This is a genomic window from Actinomycetota bacterium (assembly GCA_030018275.1).
Classification (GTDB): Bacteria; Actinomycetota; Aquicultoria; order Subteraquimicrobiales; family Subteraquimicrobiaceae; genus Subteraquimicrobium.
The window spans coordinates 76,205-92,783 of record JASEGB010000007.1 but is presented as its reverse complement, the minus strand read 5'-3'; the positions used below and the strand labels follow the sequence as shown (position 1 = coordinate 92,783).

Genomic DNA, 16,579 nt, shown 5'->3' with positions numbered 1-16,579 from the left:
CTAAGTGGGAGAAGAAACCCTTGAAGGAATTTACACAATTATCTTGACACTACCCACTAAAATGGTTTTGTTGCAGAAGAAGGGCAGATATGGTATCATGATTTGTGAAATTAACGAACGAGTGGGTTTTGGCCCACTTTTTTCATTGTTAGAAGATTGCGAGGAATGAAAGAAGGAAAGATGGGGAAGGAAAAGGTCATTTTAGGAGTTGAGGAATTGATCGCTCCCATATTGGAGGGGGAGGGATTGGAATTATTCGACGTCGAGCTTCAAAGAGAACCCAGGGGCTTGGTGCTTCGTATCTTCATAGATTCGGAAAGAGGGGTGGATCTTAACACTTGTGCAAGGATGAGTGAATTAATCGGTCGCGCCCTAGATGAAGCTGATTTAATCTCCACACCTTATACCTTGGAAGTCTCTTCTCCAGGAATTGAGCGTCGTCTCACAAAACCCAGGCATTATCGACAATTTATTGGATCGAAGATAAAAGTCAAAACAATAAAAACTCTGGCCAATCGAAGGCAGTTCACGGGAATACTCAAGGAAGTGGGAGAGCATCAATTTACAATGGAGTGTGAGGGTGAGCTAATGAGGATACCTTTCGATCTGGTATCCCAAGCTCATCTCGTCTATGATTTTAAATTTTAAACTGATTTAAGATATGGAAGGAGGTTCTTGTAGGCTCCATGAACTCGGAACTCATCGAAGCTTTGAGGCAAATAGAGAGAGAAAGGAGAATCAACCCCGACACCATACTCGAGGCTTTAAAAGCCGCTCTAGTCTCAGCATATAGACGCAATTATGGTCGAGTTCCAAATGTTCGGGTTGAAATCGATCGGGAAACGGGAGAGATTAAGGTATTCTCCCAACGGACAATAGAAGAGGAGGGTAAAGAGCCTAGGGTCGAAGAGGTCGAGGTGACCCCTCATAATTTCGGTCGAATTGCCGCTCAGACTGCAAAGCAAGTAATTCTGCAAAGAATCAGAGAAGCGGAGCGGGAGATGATGTACGAAGAATATGCCGATAGGGAAGGCGACATCGTTACTGGTATTATCCAGCAAAATGATCAGCGGTATACTCTCCTAAACCTGGGTAGGGTGGAAGCCCTCCTTCCCCCAAGTGAACAAATTCCTATAGAGAGGTATGAACATGGAACACGCCTCAAAGCCTATATCGTTGAGGTTCGGCGAACTACAAAAGAGCCACAAATCATCGTATCCCGCACCCACCCAGGGCTTTTAAAAAGGCTTTTTGAACTCGAAGTGCCCGAGATATATGATGGATTCGTGGAGATAAAAGCGGTAGCCCGAGAACCCGGGCAAAGATCAAAAATAGCCGTAGCCTCAAGGGATCCGAGCATCGATCCCGTGGGAGCTTGTGTGGGGCCAAAGGGTTCTCGTGTCCGAATGGTGGTAAACGAGCTAAGGGGAGAGAAAATCGATATCGTTCAGTGGAGTGAGGACCTCGCAGTCTTTGTAGCCAACGCCCTCAGCCCAGCGAAGGTAAAAGAGGTTATAATCGATGAAAAAGAGCATAGGACTGAGACCATTGTCCCCGACAATCAACTATCTCTGGCCATTGGAAAGGAAGGACAAAATGCCCGTTTAGCTGCAAAGTTGACCGGATGGCGCATTGATATTAAGAGTGAATCTCAGGCTAGCGAGGAGAAAGCTAAAACCGAGGCTGAGGCTGAAAAAGCAGCCGAAGAGGGAAGATGCCAGGCTCTCACCTCTTCCGGGAAGAGGTGCAAGAATAAAGCAAAACCCGGTAGTAATTATTATGGTATTCACCAGAAATTGGAAAAAAGTTAGATTAAAAAGGTTAAATTGTACTTGATATGGCAAGAAAGAAGATACCTCTTAGGACTTGTATCGGTTGTGGGAAGGTGAAACCGAAGAAGGAGTTGATAAGGATAGTACGTTCTCCATCGGGAGAAATTGGCATAGATCCTTCGGGTAAAGCAAGTGGGAGAGGAGTTTATATTTGTTACAGCAAAGAATGCCTCAGTCAAGGTCTTAAAGGGAAAAAGCTCACTAATGCTTTGAATACAACCGTTGGTGAAGACATAATTAAAGAGCTTAGGTCGGAAATTTTACACTTGATAGAGGAAGGAACCCAGATTTAAGGAATGCTGTAATCACCAATATTCTTGGAGGAAGCTTTTCATGGGTAAGGTAAGAGTTCACGAATTGGCAAAGGAAATGGGCATACCCAGCAGCGAATTACTCAAGAAACTGAATGGAATCGGGATTAAGGCCAAGAACCATTTCGCAACTTTAAGTGAGAAAGAAGTTCAAATCGTTTTAAGCGAAACATCCCGGTCCAAACAAAAGGTCGCTGAAAAAAAACGCTCTGTGAAACCTTCTTTGCCCGAATTAAAAGTGACCGAGGGCATAACGGTTAAGGAATTTGCAGAACTTGTAGGCAAAAGCCCCTCGGAGATCATAAAGAGATTGATGCAATTGGGTGAAATGGTGACCATTAATCAGCCTCTGGATCCTGAAGCTATACATGTCCTTGCGGAACAATATGGTCATGAAGCTAAAATCATTTCTCCTGAGGAAGCATGGGAAGAGGAGGCTCCTATCTCCATAGGAGATTTAGAACATCGACCGCCCGTGGTCACCGTGATGGGTCATGTAGACCATGGAAAAACATGTCTCCTCGATGCAATTCGAAAAACAGACGTCATCTCCAAAGAAGTAGGGGGAATCACTCAGCACATCGGAGCTTACCAGGTAACCCTCCATGATGATAAGAAAATAACCTTCATAGACACCCCGGGGCACGAGGCCTTTACCGCAATGCGGGCGAGAGGGGCTCAGGTAACCGACATCGCCATCCTGGTCGTCGCAGCGGATGATGGAGTCATGCCCCAAACAGTGGAAGCAATTGACCACGCAAGGGCGGCAAACGTCCCCATAGTGGTGGCCATAAATAAGATTGATAAACCCGAGGCTAACCCGGAGAAGGTCAAGAAACAATTGACCGAATATGGTCTCGTCCCCGAAGAGTGGGGGGGAGATACAGTTTTCGTTGAGGTATCAGCCAAGGAGAAAAAAAACATTGGAGAGCTCCTGGAAATGATCCTCCTAGTAGCGGAACTCCAAGAATTCAAATCGACTCGAAAGGGTCACGCTAAAGGAGTGGTGATCGAAGCCAAATTGGATAAGGGTCGGGGTCCCGTTGCCACCATCTTGATCCAAAAGGGCACCTTAAGAGTTGGAGAAGCGGCAGTGGCCGGACTGGCCTATGGAAAAATTCGAGCGCTTCTAGATGACAGGGGAAATAATCTCCTTGAAGCAGGTCCCTCTCAACCCGTGGAGGTCCTGGGATTCTCAACAGTTCCTCAACCTGGAGATGAGATTAAGGTTCTAACCGACGAGAGAGAGGCGAGACGAATAGCGGAGGAAAGAGCTCTCAAGCGCAGACTGATCGAGAAAGAGCTCAGGAAAAAACATATAACTCTTGATGAACTCTTTGAGAGAATAAAAGAGGGAGAAGTCAAAAAGCTAAACTTAATCATCAAAGGTGATGTCCGAGGTTCGGTTGAGGCCCTTAAGGAATCCTTGGAAAAACTGGAGCAGGACGAGGTCAAGCTCGAAATAATCCACGGGGGTGTGGGAGGAGTTACAGAGACCGATGTTATGCTCGCTGCGGCTTCGGATGCTATTATAATAGGTTTTAACGTCCGCCCAGATCCAAAAACCAAGGAAAGGGCAGCTCGGGAAAATGTTGATATAAGGACATATCGGGTGATCTATCAAATCATCGACGATATCAAGGCAGCGATGCTGGGCATGCTCAAGCCGAAGTTTATGGAGGTAGAGCAGGGACGGGCTGAAGTTAGAGCCACTTTCAAGATTTCAAAGGTGGGCGTAGTCGCAGGAGCCTACGTATTAGATGGGGAGATCATTTGCGGCGCTCAAACCAGGATGATAAGGGATGGCATTGTGATCTACGAAGGGAAGATTGCCTCCCTTCGCCGCTTTAAAGAGGATGTTCCAAAGGTTAAAGCCGGTTTTGAATGCGGCATTAGACTGGAAAATTTCCAGGACATAAAGGTTGGGGATATCATCGAAACATTTACCATGGTTGAAAAAACTTAAGCTCGTGTGGTTTATCTAACCTTTGAGAAGAGGGAGGATAGATGATTATCGGTGTCGCCCGGCTCGAATTATTTCTGCCGGAATGTAGATCGCTTAAAGAAAAAAGGCAAATTATTAAGAGTATCATCGATCGCATCGGGAGTAAATATAGTGTTTCCATAGCGGAAATCGACAATCATGGACTCTGGCAGAGAGCAACGCTGGGGATCGCTTGCGTTTCCCTCTCGAATTACCAAGCTCAGAGGATCCTTTCAGATATTGAACGATATGTGGAAAATCTTAATAAGGCCACTGTCCTCAATCATGAAGTCACTCTCTTATCTCCCTAAAGGTACCTTAAAGCAAAAATTCACGGAACTCCTATGATGCGGACATCTCGACTTGCGGAGATTTTTAAAAAGGAAATTTGCGATATAATCCGAAGGGAATTGAAGGATCCCCGCATTGGTTTTGTCACAATTACAGCCGTCGAAGTGTCGCCGGATTTAAAACACGCTACCGTTTTCCTTAGCGTTTTAGGAGAGGAATCGGAGCAGGAAGACACCCTTGAGGGATTGGAAAGTGCCAGGGGATTCATTAAAACGGAATTAGGGAAAAGGATCAGGATAAAGTTTCTCCCGGATCTCACCTTTAAGATTGATAAGTCCATAGAGGAAGGAATGCGTATCTCGGAGCTCTTGAAGCGCATTCAAGAAGGAGGTTAAGGCAATACATGATAATAAATGGTGACTTGCGTTCCGTAGCCAAATTAATTCTTAAGGAGAAGCAATTCGTAATAGCCACGCATACCCAGCCAGATGGAGATGCGATAGGGTCACTCCTGGGACTGGGGTTGCTCTTAAAGCAAATGAATAAAAAATCCTTTGTGAGCTGGGGCGAACCCATCGTAATTCCGCTTCAGTATGCTTTCCTCCCAGGGCTTGAACTCCTTCAAGATTCCAGGGAATGTCCCCAAAAACCCTCCAATTTTATTGCCATCGATTGTGCCAATTTAAAACGTTTGGGAATATTAAAGGAACCCGCACAAAATGCGTCCATTCTCGTGAATATCGATCACCATGGTGATAACGATAAATTCGGTCACATAAATGTAGTCCATGAAAATATCTCAGCCTGTGCGGAGCTCATCTTTTATCTCAGCAAGATCTTAAATCAAAAACTCAACAGAGACATTGCCCTCTGTCTTTACACGGGGATGGTCACCGATACCGGGAGATTCCAATATTCGAATACCTCCATACAGACCTTTCAAGCGGCAAAGGAGCTTCTAGAATACGGTATATCACCAAATTATGTTTTCCAAAACGTTTATGAAAATATCCCCTTTTCCTACACCAAGCTTTTGGGATTATCCCTTTCAAAAGCGAAATTCCTACCCGATTTGGGTTTCATTTACACCTCAATCCTGCAGAAGGATTTGGCCTTAACCGAGGCAAGGATGGAGGAAGCCGAAAATCTAATCGATTTCCTCAGAGCGGTCAAAGGAACAAGAGTTGCGGCGGTTTTAAAGGAGATGTCCAATGGAAGCATCAGAGTCAGCCTTCGATCCAAAGATGGTATCAATGTAGCCAAAATAGCTGAAAGATTCGGTGGGGGAGGGCATCCAAATGCTGCAGGCTACATATCCTCTTATGATCTTGACAAAACGCTTGAGGTTTTGCTCAAGACCATAAGAAGAAGTCCTACGGATGCGTAGGGTGTGCAAGCGAGAGTGACGACAAGGTGGATGGTTTGTTAATAGTGAATAAACCCGCCGGAATTACCTCCCACGATGTCGTTGAAAGGGTAAGAAAGATTCTGAAAACCAGAAGAGTTGGACATACAGGAACTCTGGATCCCATGGCCACTGGGGTTCTTGTTCTTTGCATCGGACGAGCTACTAAGCTTACTCAATTCCTTCAATCGGATACCAAAGAATACATAGCGGAGATGCGACTGGGCATCAAAACTGATACGCAAGACAGCACGGGAAAAATTTTATCCGAAGTGCCCTGTTCCATCACACCGGGAAAAATGGAAAAAATATTCGAGGAATTCAGAGGCGATGTATGGCAGGTACCACCCATGACCTCAGCGGTAAAAATGGGAGGTAGGCCCCTTTATAAATTAGCCAGTAGAGGCAGGGAGGTTAAACGCCCTCGCCGCAGGGTTAAAATCTTCGAATTAGAACTATTAAAAATCGATGGCGATGATCATCCCAGAGTCAAATTTCGCGTGAAATGTTCGAAGGGCGCCTACATTCGGACTCTCTGTGCGGATATTGGAGAAGCTTTAGGCTGTGGAGCGTATATGAGTGGGCTCACCAGGATTAGCTGTGGAAATTTTCATCTAGATTCGGCCTTAGCCATGGAAAAGGTCGAAAAACTAGCCGAGGAAAATCGCTTGCACAAAGCGATAATCCCGATGAACAAAGCTTTAGAACGATATCCTTTTGTCCTGGTAAAGGGAGATTTTAAAGAAAAAATATTAAATGGAGTGCCCTTAAGAGCTGGAATGATCGAAAACCAATCTCAATTCATTGAAAGAAATCAATTCATTCGATTGATCGATGTGCAAAAGGACCTCCTTGCCATAGCTAAAGCTACCACCACTTTTTCTGACAAGGTGCAAATTGATCCCGCTCGAGTAATAGCAAAACCGGTCCGTGTTTTCAGTTGAGCTCATTTTAGCTTTGGAGCTCTGTACATATTCAAAGACCGAGCTAGCTTCGGAGCTTCCGAGCTTGAAGATGGATGAGAATAAAAATGGAGATCATTCGTGGATTGGAAAATCTTAAGTCTTTAGGGGGAAAGAGTGTAGTCACCATCGGAATGTTCGATGGTGTCCATAAGGGACACCAGAGGATAATCGGAGCCACTATTGAGGAAGCTCGCAAAAGAAGAGCCCGAAGTGTGGTGCTTACTTTCGAACCTCATCCCATTGAAGTCCTAAAACCCGGAAGTCATCCGCCCATTCTTACAAGTACCGAATTGAAGGCGGAATTGATAGAGGCTCTGGGAGTGGATATATTTTTGGTCGTCAATTTCACAAAGGGATTTGCAAATCTTTCTCCTAAAGAATTCATAGACCATATAATCCTTAAGCTTTTGGACGCTTGTTGCCTAGTGGTGGGGGAAACCTTCAAATTCGGCAAGAATGCCGAGGGGGACGTGACCTTCCTCAAAGAGTATAGATCAAAAAGAGGTTTCGATATAATATCTATTCCTTTACTTGAGGTAAATGGAAAATTCGTCAGCAGCACATACATCCGCGAGCTTCTGAGAGAGGGAGAATTACAAAAGGTAAAGGAAATCCTCGGTCGATACCCTCGAATAATAGGTGAGGTAATAAAGGGATGTGGTCGAGGAAAATCTCTTGGCTTTTGCACAGCCAATTTGAGGACGGTAGACAAAGCATCCATCCCAAAGAGAGGGGTTTACGCCGGTTTCATAGAGTTCAATGGGGAAAGGAAGATGTGCACCATAAATATTGGGACAAGTCCCACCTTTGGAGGAAGAAGGTTCAAGATAGAGACCTTTATCATAGACTTCAAAGGAGATCTCTACAGGAAGAGGGTTGAACTTGAAATTTGCGCAAGAATCCGGGATGAAAAAACATTCCGAAATGAAAAGGAACTCGCCAATCAAATAAGGGAAGACATCGAGGTAACCAAATCTCTTCTGTTTACTGGATTTTCCGAGTATGTTAAGATAAACAGGAGGAAGCGCTAGTGCGCTTTCGTTTAATGTTAGAGTGTAGATAACGGTCCGATGATGGATGAGAGGGAGGTGAATTTGGGAGTTGGTTCTACCTAAGGAGGAAAAAGCGGTAATAATTGGGGAATACCGGCTTCATGAGAGCGATACGGGCTCTCCTGAGGTACAAATCGCTATTTTGACCAAGAGAATAAGTTGCCTTACCGAACATCTCAAGCGATATAAAAAAGACCATCACTCCCGACGAGGACTTTTGAAAATGGTTGGTCAGAGGAGGAGGTTGCTCAATTATCTCAAGGAGGTAGATATCGAAAGATATCGAACGCTCATCGAGAAGCTTGGGTTGCGCGGTTAGATTATATTTCATGGGAGGTTTATCTTTGAATGCAGGTTAAACGCAAGGAAATTGAATTTGAGGGGAAAATTATCACCCTAGAAGCGGGAAGATTGGCTCGCCAGGCAAATGGTGCGGTCATTGTCCAGTGTGAGGGCACCATGGTCATAGTTACCGCTGTCGCCAGCGATGAACCCTTAGAAGATGTTGATTTCTTCCCCCTCACCGTCGATGTTGAGGAAAAAATGTACGCAGCGGGAAAGATACCCGGTGGCTTCATAAAGCGCGAGGGTCGACCAAGTGAAAAATCAATCCTCAATGCGAGATTGATTGATCGATCGATCCGACCCATTTTCCCAGAGGGCTTTCGCAATGAAGTTCAGATAATTGCCACCATAGTCTCCGCAGATCAAATAAATCCGCCCGACATTCTGGGTCTCATTGGTGCTTCGGTCGCTTTAACCATTTCAGATATTCCATTCAATGGTCCCATTGGAGCAGTCAGAGTGAGCCGGGTGGGAGAAAGATGGATAATCAATCCAACATACCAGGAGCTAGAACACAGCGATATCGACGTCGTCGTTGCAGGGAATAAAAATGGGATACTGATGGTGGAAGCAGGAGCAAAGGAAGTCGATGAGGAAAGTATCCTCCAAGCGATGGAAGAGGGTCAGAAGGCCATCATCAAACTCATCGAATTCCAGGAAGAATTTCAAAAGGAAGTTGGAGTTCACAAACGCGCCATCCCCCTCATCGAGACAGATCCCCAAGTTGAGAAAGCCGTTCGAGAATTTGCCACCTCCAGGTTGAAAAAAGCGATCAGAATCGCTGATAAGTTAAATCGGGAGCAGGCGGTAGAGAAAATTAGGGAAGAAACTTTGGAGGAATTTCTCCCAACCTATGAGGAGAAGGAACAAGATATCGTAAAGATTCTGACCAAGATGGAGAAAGAGGAAACCCGCAGGATGATCTTGGAAGAGAAGATTCGTTCCGATGGTCGAGATTGGGATGAAATCCGACCGATCTCCTGCGAGGTTGGTATCCTCCCCAGAACGCATGGCTCCGGTCTGTTCACACGAGGACAAACTCAAGTGCTTTCCGTGGCCACTTTGGGTACCGTCGGAGAAGAACAGCTCTTGGATGGATTGGGTGTTGAGGAATCTAAGAGATTCCTTCACCACTATAATTTCCCTCCCTTCAGCACGGGAGAGGTGGGCTTCATGCGCGGACCTAGACGTCGGGAGATTGGTCATGGCGCTCTCGTTGAGAGAGCGCTTGCTCCTGTAATCCCTGAGGAAAGTGAATTTCCTTATACCATTCGATTAGTCTCTGAAGTGCTGGAATCAAATGGCTCTACATCCATGGCCAGTGTATGCGGAAGTACCCTAGCTTTAATGGATGCTGGTATCCCCATTAAGGCACCCGTGGCCGGAATAGCCATGGGGTTAGTGAAAGAAAAGGGTAAAGTGGCGATACTAATGGACATACTGGGAGTGGAGGATGCCCTGGGTGATATGGACTTTAAGGTTGCGGGAACGGCCAAGGGAATCACCGCTCTCCAAATGGATTTGAAAATAGAAGGTGTAGGGAGAGAAATTCTGGAGAAAGCTCTGACTCAAGCGCAGAAAGCTCGATTATTCATTCTGGATAAGATGACATCCGTAATAGCAAAACCAAGGGAAAAGTTATCACCATTCGCTCCCAGAATCATTACCATGAGGATTAGTACAGACAAAATAAGGGATATCATTGGTCCAGCGGGTAAAACCATCCATAGTATCATCGATGAGACCGGTGTAACCATCGATATTGAAGATGATGGCACCGTATTCATTGCCTCAAAGGATGAGGTAAGTGGGGAAAGGGCTCGCCAGATGATCGAGATGATCACCAAAGAAATCAAGGTGGGGGAGCGGTATATAGGTAGGGTGACCAGAACCACTAGTTTTGGCGCCTTCGTGGAAATCCTTCCGGGAAGGGAAGGTCTCGTCCACATCTCCAAGCTTTCCAAGGGGAGAATCCGCAGGGTCGAAGATGTTGTAAAAGTAGGGGACAAGATACCCGTCGAAGTCATCGAGATAGATAGATTGAATAGAATAAGCCTAGCTGCTGTGGATCTAGCAATCAAAGTAAAATAAGTCCAAGGAGTCTCCCATGTTTTTTAGTAAAACCTCTCTTGAATCGGGGATAAAAGTTGTGACCGAATCTATTCCTCACGTTAGATCCGTGGCACTGGGTTTCTGGGTTGGAGTAGGTGCTCGTGATGAAATCGAGGGACTAAGTGGTATGTCCCATTTCATCGAGCATCTTTTATTTAAAGGGACTAAAAATCGATCGGCTAAAGAGATATCCGAGACCATCGATACTTTGGGCGGGGAAATAAATGCATTCGCTACCAAAGAATATACCTGCTTTTATACCCGCTTACTCGATGAACACATACCCGTAGGGGTGGAAATTCTCTCAGACATGCTACAAAACCCTCTCTTCAAAGAAGAGGATATTTCCGCGGAAAAAGAAGTTGTTATAGAAGAGATAAATCTTCACGAGGACACACCGGATGAAAAAATTCATGACCTTTTTGCCTCCACTCTCCTGGGAGATCACCCCCTGGGTAAGAGTACCCTGGGTTACGTCAACACCGTTAAGAACTTCAACCGCGAAGGTATTTTGAGTTTCTTCTCGCAAGGATACGCCCCCAAAAATATCGTGATAGCCGCGGCGGGGCATCTCGATCACCAGCAAATTGTGGATTTGATTGAGAAGCATTTTGCTCCAAGGGAGGAAGGGAGATTCGTTCGGAAAGAATTTAAGCCTAAAGTAGAGCCTAAAGTTTTTATCTGCCAAAAGCGAACGGAGCAAGCCCACATTTGCTACGGCACTCAAGCCCTGCACGCCAGAGACGAGAGAAGATTCGCCTTAAGCATCCTCGATAATATCCTTGGTGGAGGAATGAGCTCCCGTTTATTTCAGGAGATCAGGGAGAAAAGAGGATTGGTATATTCTATCTACTCTTACCACTCACTCTTTTCAGAAACCGGTTTGATTGCAATCTATGCAGGAACAAGGCCTTCTAAGGTTGAAGAAGTAATTAAATTAATCCAAAAGGAAATAAAATCCATTGCTGAAAAAGGAATATCCAGGGAAGAATTGCACCGAGCGAAGGAATTCCTCAAGGGTCAATTGGTTTTAAGCATGGAAAGCACGAGCAATCGAATGACCCGTCTGGGAAAATCGGAACTCGTGCACCGAGAGATTTTATCCCTCGATGAGTTGGTGGAAAGAATTGACAAATTGACCTTGGGAGATATCCACAGGTTGGCAAAGATTTTATTGGCTCCCGAGAAAATGACGTTAACGATCATTGGACCGGCTGAGGTGAAGACTGCAGCAAATCTGGTTGCTTAAGTGCTCAAAGGGGAGGAAAAGATGATCAAGATAGTTGTAACTGGTGCAGCCGGAAAAATGGGTCGAGAAGTCTGCAAAACAGTTCTTCAGCAGAAGGATATGACCCTGGTTGGTGCCGTGGACATTGTCCATGTGGGATGCGATGTGGGAAAACTTCTTGGATTGGCGGATACGGGTATCGCCATAGACAATGATCTTGAAAGGGTATTCAAGGAAACTTCCCCAGATGTGATGGTGGATTTCACCCATCCAGCTGCGGTTATGAATAACATCCGTTCGGCTCTAAAATCTAATGTACATGTGGTGGTGGGAACCACCGGATTGACCGAAAGGGACCTCACCGAAGTCGAATCTCTCGTCAAAGATGGCAAAACAAATGCAATAATAGCTCCCAATTTCGCCACTGGCGCGGTTCTCATGATGAAATTTTCTGAGATTGCCTGCAAATATTTTCCCGACGTTGAGATCATCGAACTCCACCACAACCAAAAGGCAGATGCCCCATCCGGGACAGCTTTGAAAACCGCAGAGATCATATCCCAAGCCAAAGTTGGAGAAGCCTCTCGAAATCCCAAGGAGACGGAAAAGATAAAAGGAGTTCGAGGAGGAGAGGCTAAAGGCATCCGAATCCATAGCGTTCGATTGCCGGGTCTGGTGGCACATCAACAGGTGATCTTTGGCTCCACCGGTCAGATACTTTCCATCAAACACGACTCCATTGACCGATCATCCTTCATGCCCGGCGTTTTAATGGCCATCAGAGAGGTGCAGAAGAGAAGGGGACTAACCTACGGCTTGGATAAACTACTTGAGATATAAGACTGGTTCATGGTTGAAGATTTTAGGCATTGTTTACACTCTCTTGAGAATTTTATTAGTAATTTGGGGTTATCCTGGAGAGTGCATCTTAAGAGAACCGTTAAGCCCCGACTTGTTGGGGCAGCAGCTAGCACTCGGAAGGATGCCCCAAACAATATAAGTCTTACCAATGTGTGTGAACATTACACTTACAGCTTAATAGGGGGTAGGATAATGGAATTTGGATCGGTTCTAACGGCGATGGTGACTCCATTTAAAGGAGACCTAACTTTGGATTATGATCGAGCTCAGGAATTAGCTACTTATCTCATAGAGAATGGCTCCGATGGTCTCGTGATCTCCGGCACCACGGGTGAATCTCCCACACTAACCGCAGACGAAAAGGTTCAACTCTTCAAGGTAGTAAAAGAAGCCATTGGCAATAAGGGCACGGTCATCGCCGGTACTGGCAGCTACTGTACCGCGGAAAGCATAGAACTGACTAAGCGCGCCGAAAAAGTGGGTGTGGATGGTTCTATGCTGGTGACACCCTATTACAATAAACCACCCCAAGAAGGCCTTTATAACCATTTTAAAACGATTGCCGAAAGTACCTCGCTCCCCATTATCTTGTACAATGTACCCTCACGCACAGCTCAGAATCTGGAAGCTTCAACGACGATTGCTCTGTCCAAAGTCCATAATATCCTGGGAATAAAGGAGGCCGGTGGGAACTTGGCACAAATAGCCAAGATCGTGAGCGAAACCCCTGATGACTTCCTCGTTTACAGTGGAGACGATGGTCTCACCCTTCCCATAATCGCCCTGGGGGGAGTAGGCGTCATCAGTGTCGCTTCTCACATCGCGGGTAGGGAAATTCAACAAATGATAAAGGCTTATAAACAAGGCAATACTCAAGAGGCCCTTGAGCTTCATCTGCGTTTATTGCCCCTGTTTAAAGCCCTGTTCATGACGACCAATCCCATTATGGTTAAGGCTGCAGTTAAACTTAAGGGTATTGATGTAGGCGCACCAAGGCCACCGCTCATTGAGGCCAATCGGGAGCAGATTTCAAAACTGAAAAAGATCATGAGAGATGCAAAAGTCGTGTAAAGTGCTCATATTCCATATTTTTGAGAAAGATCATTCAAATGAAACCAATTCAGATAATAATTCTAGGAATTGTCCAGGGATTGACCGAATTCCTACCCATTAGTAGCTCTGGTCACCTAGTTTTGATGGAACATTATCTAGGAGTTGACCAACCAGGAGCTTTTCTAGAAGCTCTGCTACACATGGGGACTTTGATCGCAATCATGGTTGCATTCTGGGAAGACATAGTTAAAATGTTTAAAGCCTATTTTAACATCTTCTCAAAGCAAGGGATGGATAATCCCTGGGAAGATCCCCATGCTCGATTTGGAGTATTGATCATTGTAGGCACGATCCCCACAGCGATCATTGGATTTGCCTTTAGACCCATTCTTGAGTCCCTATTCAAATCGATCTTAGTGGTTTCAGGCATGCTCATCGTCACCGGATGTATCCTGTGGTTGGGAGAACGATTCAGAGGGGAAAATCGAGGGCTTCCGGAGATGAAGGTGCTCGATGCCCTATGGGTGGGATTTGCCCAGGGAATCGCAATAATCCCCGGTATATCTCGTTCTGGTACAACCATCGTCACGGGCTTGAGGTGCGGTTTAAATAGAAAATTGGCGGCGAGGTTTTCCTTCTTGCTTTCCATCCCCGCCGTGGTAGCGGTGAGCATCTTCTACCTAGTTAAAGCCACTCAGGTCGTCCCTTCACAATTACCGGTGATGCTTCTAGGAAGTTTGACGGCGGCAATTTCGGGATATATAGCCATAAGGATCGTCCTCAAAACCTTGGAGGAACGAAGATTTGGAATATTTGCCTGGTACTGTTGGATCATGGGAATAATCGCCATTATCCTCTATTTTCTTTCGCATGTGCGATCATAAATGCAAGGGTTTTATCGGGCCACAATAAAAATTATAAATTTGCTTGGTCAAAGGGGAAGAAAAAATGAGAAACAAGGAAATCTCGAAAAAGCACCTTGAAGAAATCTATGGGATTTCATTGATCGCTTTCGCCATTCTTCTCATGGTTTGCATCTTAACATCGGCCACGGGGATTATAGGTCACTACGTGGTTATTTCTCTGAAATATCTTGTTGGATCGGGAAGGTTCCTTATCCCAATATTTCTGGCCATATGGGGCGTACTCTTCCTTTTGCATAGACCCAGGATTAATTTGGAATGGGTTGGGTTGGGTCTCGCGCTTTGCTTTGTAAGCATCGTCTCCATTGTACACTTAAGTACACCGGCTCTAAAGGAATTCGAACCAAAATTTCTGTTTTCCCATGGGGGATTCACGGGTGCCTGTCTTTCCTATGTTCTAAGAACCCTTTTAGGGACAATAAATGCCTATATTCTGCTCTCCGCTCTCCTGATCATCGGAACGGTCTTCTGCACGGGTATCTCCATATCCGATTTATTTTCAAGAACCGCCGAAGGTTCAAAATTCGTGTTATTCACGTTTAAAAAAGCACTAAGGAAAGCTCACCCGGAACGAGAACAAATAACGGTATACCCAGAGCCGGAGTTAAAGGAGGAACCCAAAACTATAGGTAAGCCAGAGTTGGAAACACCCATCGTAATCAGTCAGGATGCCTTCATGAAAGAAACTACCCAATTGGCAAAGAAGTTGGAAAAACGATACATTTCATCCGAAATCTATCAACTTCCACCACCATCCTTTCTCAAGCGAACTCCTCCAACCAGAGGTCTTCTCTCGAAAAAGAACATAAAGGAGAGTATCCGCATCTTGGAAAGGACTTTGCAGAATTTCGATGTTGATGCCACGGTGAGTAAAGTTATCAAGGGTCCCACGGTCACCAGATTTGAGATTCAGCTCGCAACCGGAGTGAAAGTTAACCGCGTGTTAAGCTTGGCCGATGACATCGCATTGGCTTTAGCCACGGCCGACGTGAGAATTTTAGCTCCAATTCCTGGAAAATCAGCCATCGGTATCGAGGTACCCAATCAATATCGCGAGTTAGTAACCCTGGGCGATGTTCTCTCCACTCCCGAAGCCAGAGAGGTAAAGGGGTTACTCACCATAGGGGTAGGTAAAGATATCGCAGGGCAACCCGTATTGGCAAACCTCGGTGAAATGCCCCACTTACTCGTCGCGGGAGCCACTGGGTCGGGCAAAAGTGTTTGCATAAATAGCCTCCTCACCTCCCTCATCATGCGAACTCGACCCGTTGAGGTTAAGATGATACTCATAGACCCAAAACGTATTGAACTCGCATCGTTTAGGGACATACCTCACCTCATAACCCCCGTGGTCACTCACCCCAAACAAGCGGCATCTGTTTTAACCTGGGCTGTGGAGGAGATGGAGGAAAGGTTCAAAACTCTAGCTGAAGTAGGGGCGAGGAACATCGACGGTTACAACGTGAGAGTTAAGGATACGGATAAGGAGCCAATGCCCTATATAGTGATCGTCATCGACGAACTGGCCGATTTGATGATGGTCTCTCCCGGAGAGGTAGAGGATGCCATCTGCCGCATCGCTCAGCTTGCCAGAGCCGTGGGAATTCACCTGGTGATTGCAACCCAACGGCCATCGGTAGATATAATCACCGGTCTCATAAAGGCTAATATCACATCGCGGATCGCCTTCGCTGTATCCTCCCAGACGGACTCCCGGGTGATCTTGGATATGGGAGGAGCGGAGAAACTCGTGGGCAAGGGAGATATGCTTTTCATCACCGCGGGAAGCAAGCCCAGGCGAATCCAAGGATCCTTCGTAACCGAGCCGGAGATCGAAATGATTACCAAGTTTATTAAAAAACAAGCGAAGCCAGAATATAAAACAGAAATACTGGAGGAGCACCGATCGAAGTTGGGATATGATTACGAAGACGAACTCCTTGATCAAGCCATGGAGCTCGTTGTGACCACTGGTCAAGCTTCCATATCCATGCTCCAAAGGCGCCTTCGTGTGGGTTATGCCCGAGCCGCTCGATTAATAGATATGCTCGAGGAAAGAGGCATTGTAGGAGGTTATGAAGGTAGCAAACCGAGAGCGGTGCTCATAACCCTTGAAGAACTCGAGCGGATTAAGAGAGCAAGAGAGCAATAACTCGACTCTCGTCGCTCAACCAGTTTCAACCCTTTGGTTTGCTGGTTTGTTAGTTGGTTTGCTAA

16 protein-coding genes are annotated in these 16,579 nt (G+C 45.8%); all 16 read left to right on the top strand.

From position 1 onward, the window contains the following. Window positions 1–165: 165 nt before the first annotated feature. The 16 genes from rimP to QMD66_04305 all read left to right on the top strand — a co-directional run bounded on the left by rimP (window position 166) and on the right by QMD66_04305 (window position 16,514). Window positions 166–648, top strand: a complete 483-nt coding sequence (gene rimP, locus QMD66_04380; protein MDI6822091.1) for a ribosome maturation factor RimP — start codon at window positions 166–168, stop codon at window positions 646–648. A 38-nt stretch (window positions 649–686) separates the two neighbouring features. After that, window positions 687–1,811 (top strand): transcription termination factor NusA, encoded by a 1,125-nt coding sequence (nusA, locus tag QMD66_04375; protein MDI6822090.1) that lies wholly within the window; start codon window positions 687–689, stop codon window positions 1,809–1,811. Window positions 1,812–1,837: 26 nt separating this feature from the next. Further along, window positions 1,838–2,125 (top strand): YlxR family protein, encoded by a 288-nt coding sequence (locus tag QMD66_04370; GenBank protein ID MDI6822089.1) that lies wholly within the window; start codon window positions 1,838–1,840, stop codon window positions 2,123–2,125. Between the two features lie 40 nt (window positions 2,126–2,165). Continuing rightward, window positions 2,166–4,109, top strand: a complete 1,944-nt coding sequence (infB, locus tag QMD66_04365) for a translation initiation factor IF-2 (protein MDI6822088.1) — start codon at window positions 2,166–2,168, stop codon at window positions 4,107–4,109. Between the two features lie 41 nt (window positions 4,110–4,150). Next, entirely contained in the window at window positions 4,151–4,438 is a 288-nt protein-coding gene (locus QMD66_04360; protein ID MDI6822087.1) for a DUF503 domain-containing protein, read from the top strand. 33 nt (window positions 4,439–4,471) lie between these two features. Beyond that, window positions 4,472–4,813 (top strand): 30S ribosome-binding factor RbfA, encoded by a 342-nt coding sequence (gene rbfA, locus QMD66_04355; GenBank protein MDI6822086.1) that lies wholly within the window; start codon window positions 4,472–4,474, stop codon window positions 4,811–4,813. Between the two features lie 8 nt (window positions 4,814–4,821). Further along, entirely contained in the window at window positions 4,822–5,805 is a 984-nt protein-coding gene (locus QMD66_04350; protein MDI6822085.1) for a bifunctional oligoribonuclease/PAP phosphatase NrnA, read from the top strand. Between the two features lie 35 nt (window positions 5,806–5,840). Further along, the gene (gene truB / locus QMD66_04345) at window positions 5,841–6,767 is read left to right on the top strand and encodes a tRNA pseudouridine(55) synthase TruB (GenBank protein MDI6822084.1); all 927 of its coding nucleotides are present in this window, start codon (window positions 5,841–5,843) and stop codon (window positions 6,765–6,767) included. A gap of 86 nt (window positions 6,768–6,853) precedes the next feature. After that, window positions 6,854–7,819, top strand: a complete 966-nt coding sequence (locus tag QMD66_04340) for a bifunctional riboflavin kinase/FAD synthetase (GenBank protein MDI6822083.1) — start codon at window positions 6,854–6,856, stop codon at window positions 7,817–7,819. 70 nt (window positions 7,820–7,889) lie between these two features. After that, a complete protein-coding gene (rpsO, locus tag QMD66_04335; GenBank protein MDI6822082.1) occupies window positions 7,890–8,159 on the top strand; it encodes a 30S ribosomal protein S15 in 270 nt (89 codons plus the stop codon). A gap of 29 nt (window positions 8,160–8,188) precedes the next feature. Beyond that, on the top strand, window positions 8,189–10,276 hold the full coding sequence (locus QMD66_04330) for a polyribonucleotide nucleotidyltransferase (protein MDI6822081.1): 2,088 nt from the start codon (window positions 8,189–8,191) through the stop codon (window positions 10,274–10,276). 16 nt (window positions 10,277–10,292) lie between these two features. Continuing rightward, window positions 10,293–11,546 carry a pitrilysin family protein gene (locus QMD66_04325; protein ID MDI6822080.1) on the top strand — a complete coding sequence of 418 codons (1,254 nt, stop codon included), beginning with the start codon at window positions 10,293–10,295 and terminating at the stop codon, window positions 11,544–11,546. A 21-nt stretch (window positions 11,547–11,567) separates the two neighbouring features. After that, window positions 11,568–12,365, top strand: a complete 798-nt coding sequence (gene dapB / locus QMD66_04320) for a 4-hydroxy-tetrahydrodipicolinate reductase (GenBank protein MDI6822079.1) — start codon at window positions 11,568–11,570, stop codon at window positions 12,363–12,365. A gap of 213 nt (window positions 12,366–12,578) precedes the next feature. Beyond that, the gene (gene dapA, locus QMD66_04315; GenBank protein ID MDI6822078.1) at window positions 12,579–13,457 is read left to right on the top strand and encodes a 4-hydroxy-tetrahydrodipicolinate synthase; all 879 of its coding nucleotides are present in this window, start codon (window positions 12,579–12,581) and stop codon (window positions 13,455–13,457) included. A gap of 38 nt (window positions 13,458–13,495) precedes the next feature. Next, window positions 13,496–14,323: an undecaprenyl-diphosphatase UppP gene (gene uppP, locus QMD66_04310; GenBank protein MDI6822077.1), complete on the top strand. Its 828-nt coding sequence runs from the start codon at window positions 13,496–13,498 to the stop codon at window positions 14,321–14,323. Between the two features lie 64 nt (window positions 14,324–14,387). Further along, window positions 14,388–16,514: a DNA translocase FtsK 4TM domain-containing protein gene (locus QMD66_04305; GenBank protein MDI6822076.1), complete on the top strand. Its 2,127-nt coding sequence runs from the start codon at window positions 14,388–14,390 to the stop codon at window positions 16,512–16,514. The last annotated feature ends 65 nt before the right edge of the window (window positions 16,515–16,579 follow it).

Excerpts from the sequence above, each read along its gene's own strand:
- uppP (MDI6822077.1), top strand. The coding sequence starts at position 13,496 with ATGAAACCAATTCAGATAATAATTCTAGGAATTGTCCAGGGATTGACC.
- dapA (MDI6822078.1), top strand. The coding sequence starts at position 12,579 with ATGGAATTTGGATCGGTTCTAACGGCGATGGTGACTCCATTTAAAGGA.
- QMD66_04330 (MDI6822081.1), top strand. The coding sequence starts at position 8,189 with ATGCAGGTTAAACGCAAGGAAATTGAATTTGAGGGGAAAATTATCACC.
- QMD66_04340 (MDI6822083.1), top strand. The coding sequence starts at position 6,854 with ATGGAGATCATTCGTGGATTGGAAAATCTTAAGTCTTTAGGGGGAAAG.
- QMD66_04305 (MDI6822076.1), top strand. The coding sequence starts at position 14,388 with ATGAGAAACAAGGAAATCTCGAAAAAGCACCTTGAAGAAATCTATGGG.
- infB (MDI6822088.1), top strand. The coding sequence starts at position 2,166 with ATGGGTAAGGTAAGAGTTCACGAATTGGCAAAGGAAATGGGCATACCC.
- dapB (MDI6822079.1), top strand. The coding sequence starts at position 11,568 with ATGATCAAGATAGTTGTAACTGGTGCAGCCGGAAAAATGGGTCGAGAA.
- QMD66_04370 (MDI6822089.1), top strand. The coding sequence starts at position 1,838 with ATGGCAAGAAAGAAGATACCTCTTAGGACTTGTATCGGTTGTGGGAAG.
- rimP (MDI6822091.1), top strand. The coding sequence starts at position 166 with ATGAAAGAAGGAAAGATGGGGAAGGAAAAGGTCATTTTAGGAGTTGAG.
- nusA (MDI6822090.1), top strand. The coding sequence starts at position 687 with ATGAACTCGGAACTCATCGAAGCTTTGAGGCAAATAGAGAGAGAAAGG.
- QMD66_04360 (MDI6822087.1), top strand. The coding sequence starts at position 4,151 with ATGATTATCGGTGTCGCCCGGCTCGAATTATTTCTGCCGGAATGTAGA.
- QMD66_04325 (MDI6822080.1), top strand. The coding sequence starts at position 10,293 with ATGTTTTTTAGTAAAACCTCTCTTGAATCGGGGATAAAAGTTGTGACC.
- QMD66_04350 (MDI6822085.1), top strand. The coding sequence starts at position 4,822 with ATGATAATAAATGGTGACTTGCGTTCCGTAGCCAAATTAATTCTTAAG.
- rbfA (MDI6822086.1), top strand. The coding sequence starts at position 4,472 with ATGATGCGGACATCTCGACTTGCGGAGATTTTTAAAAAGGAAATTTGC.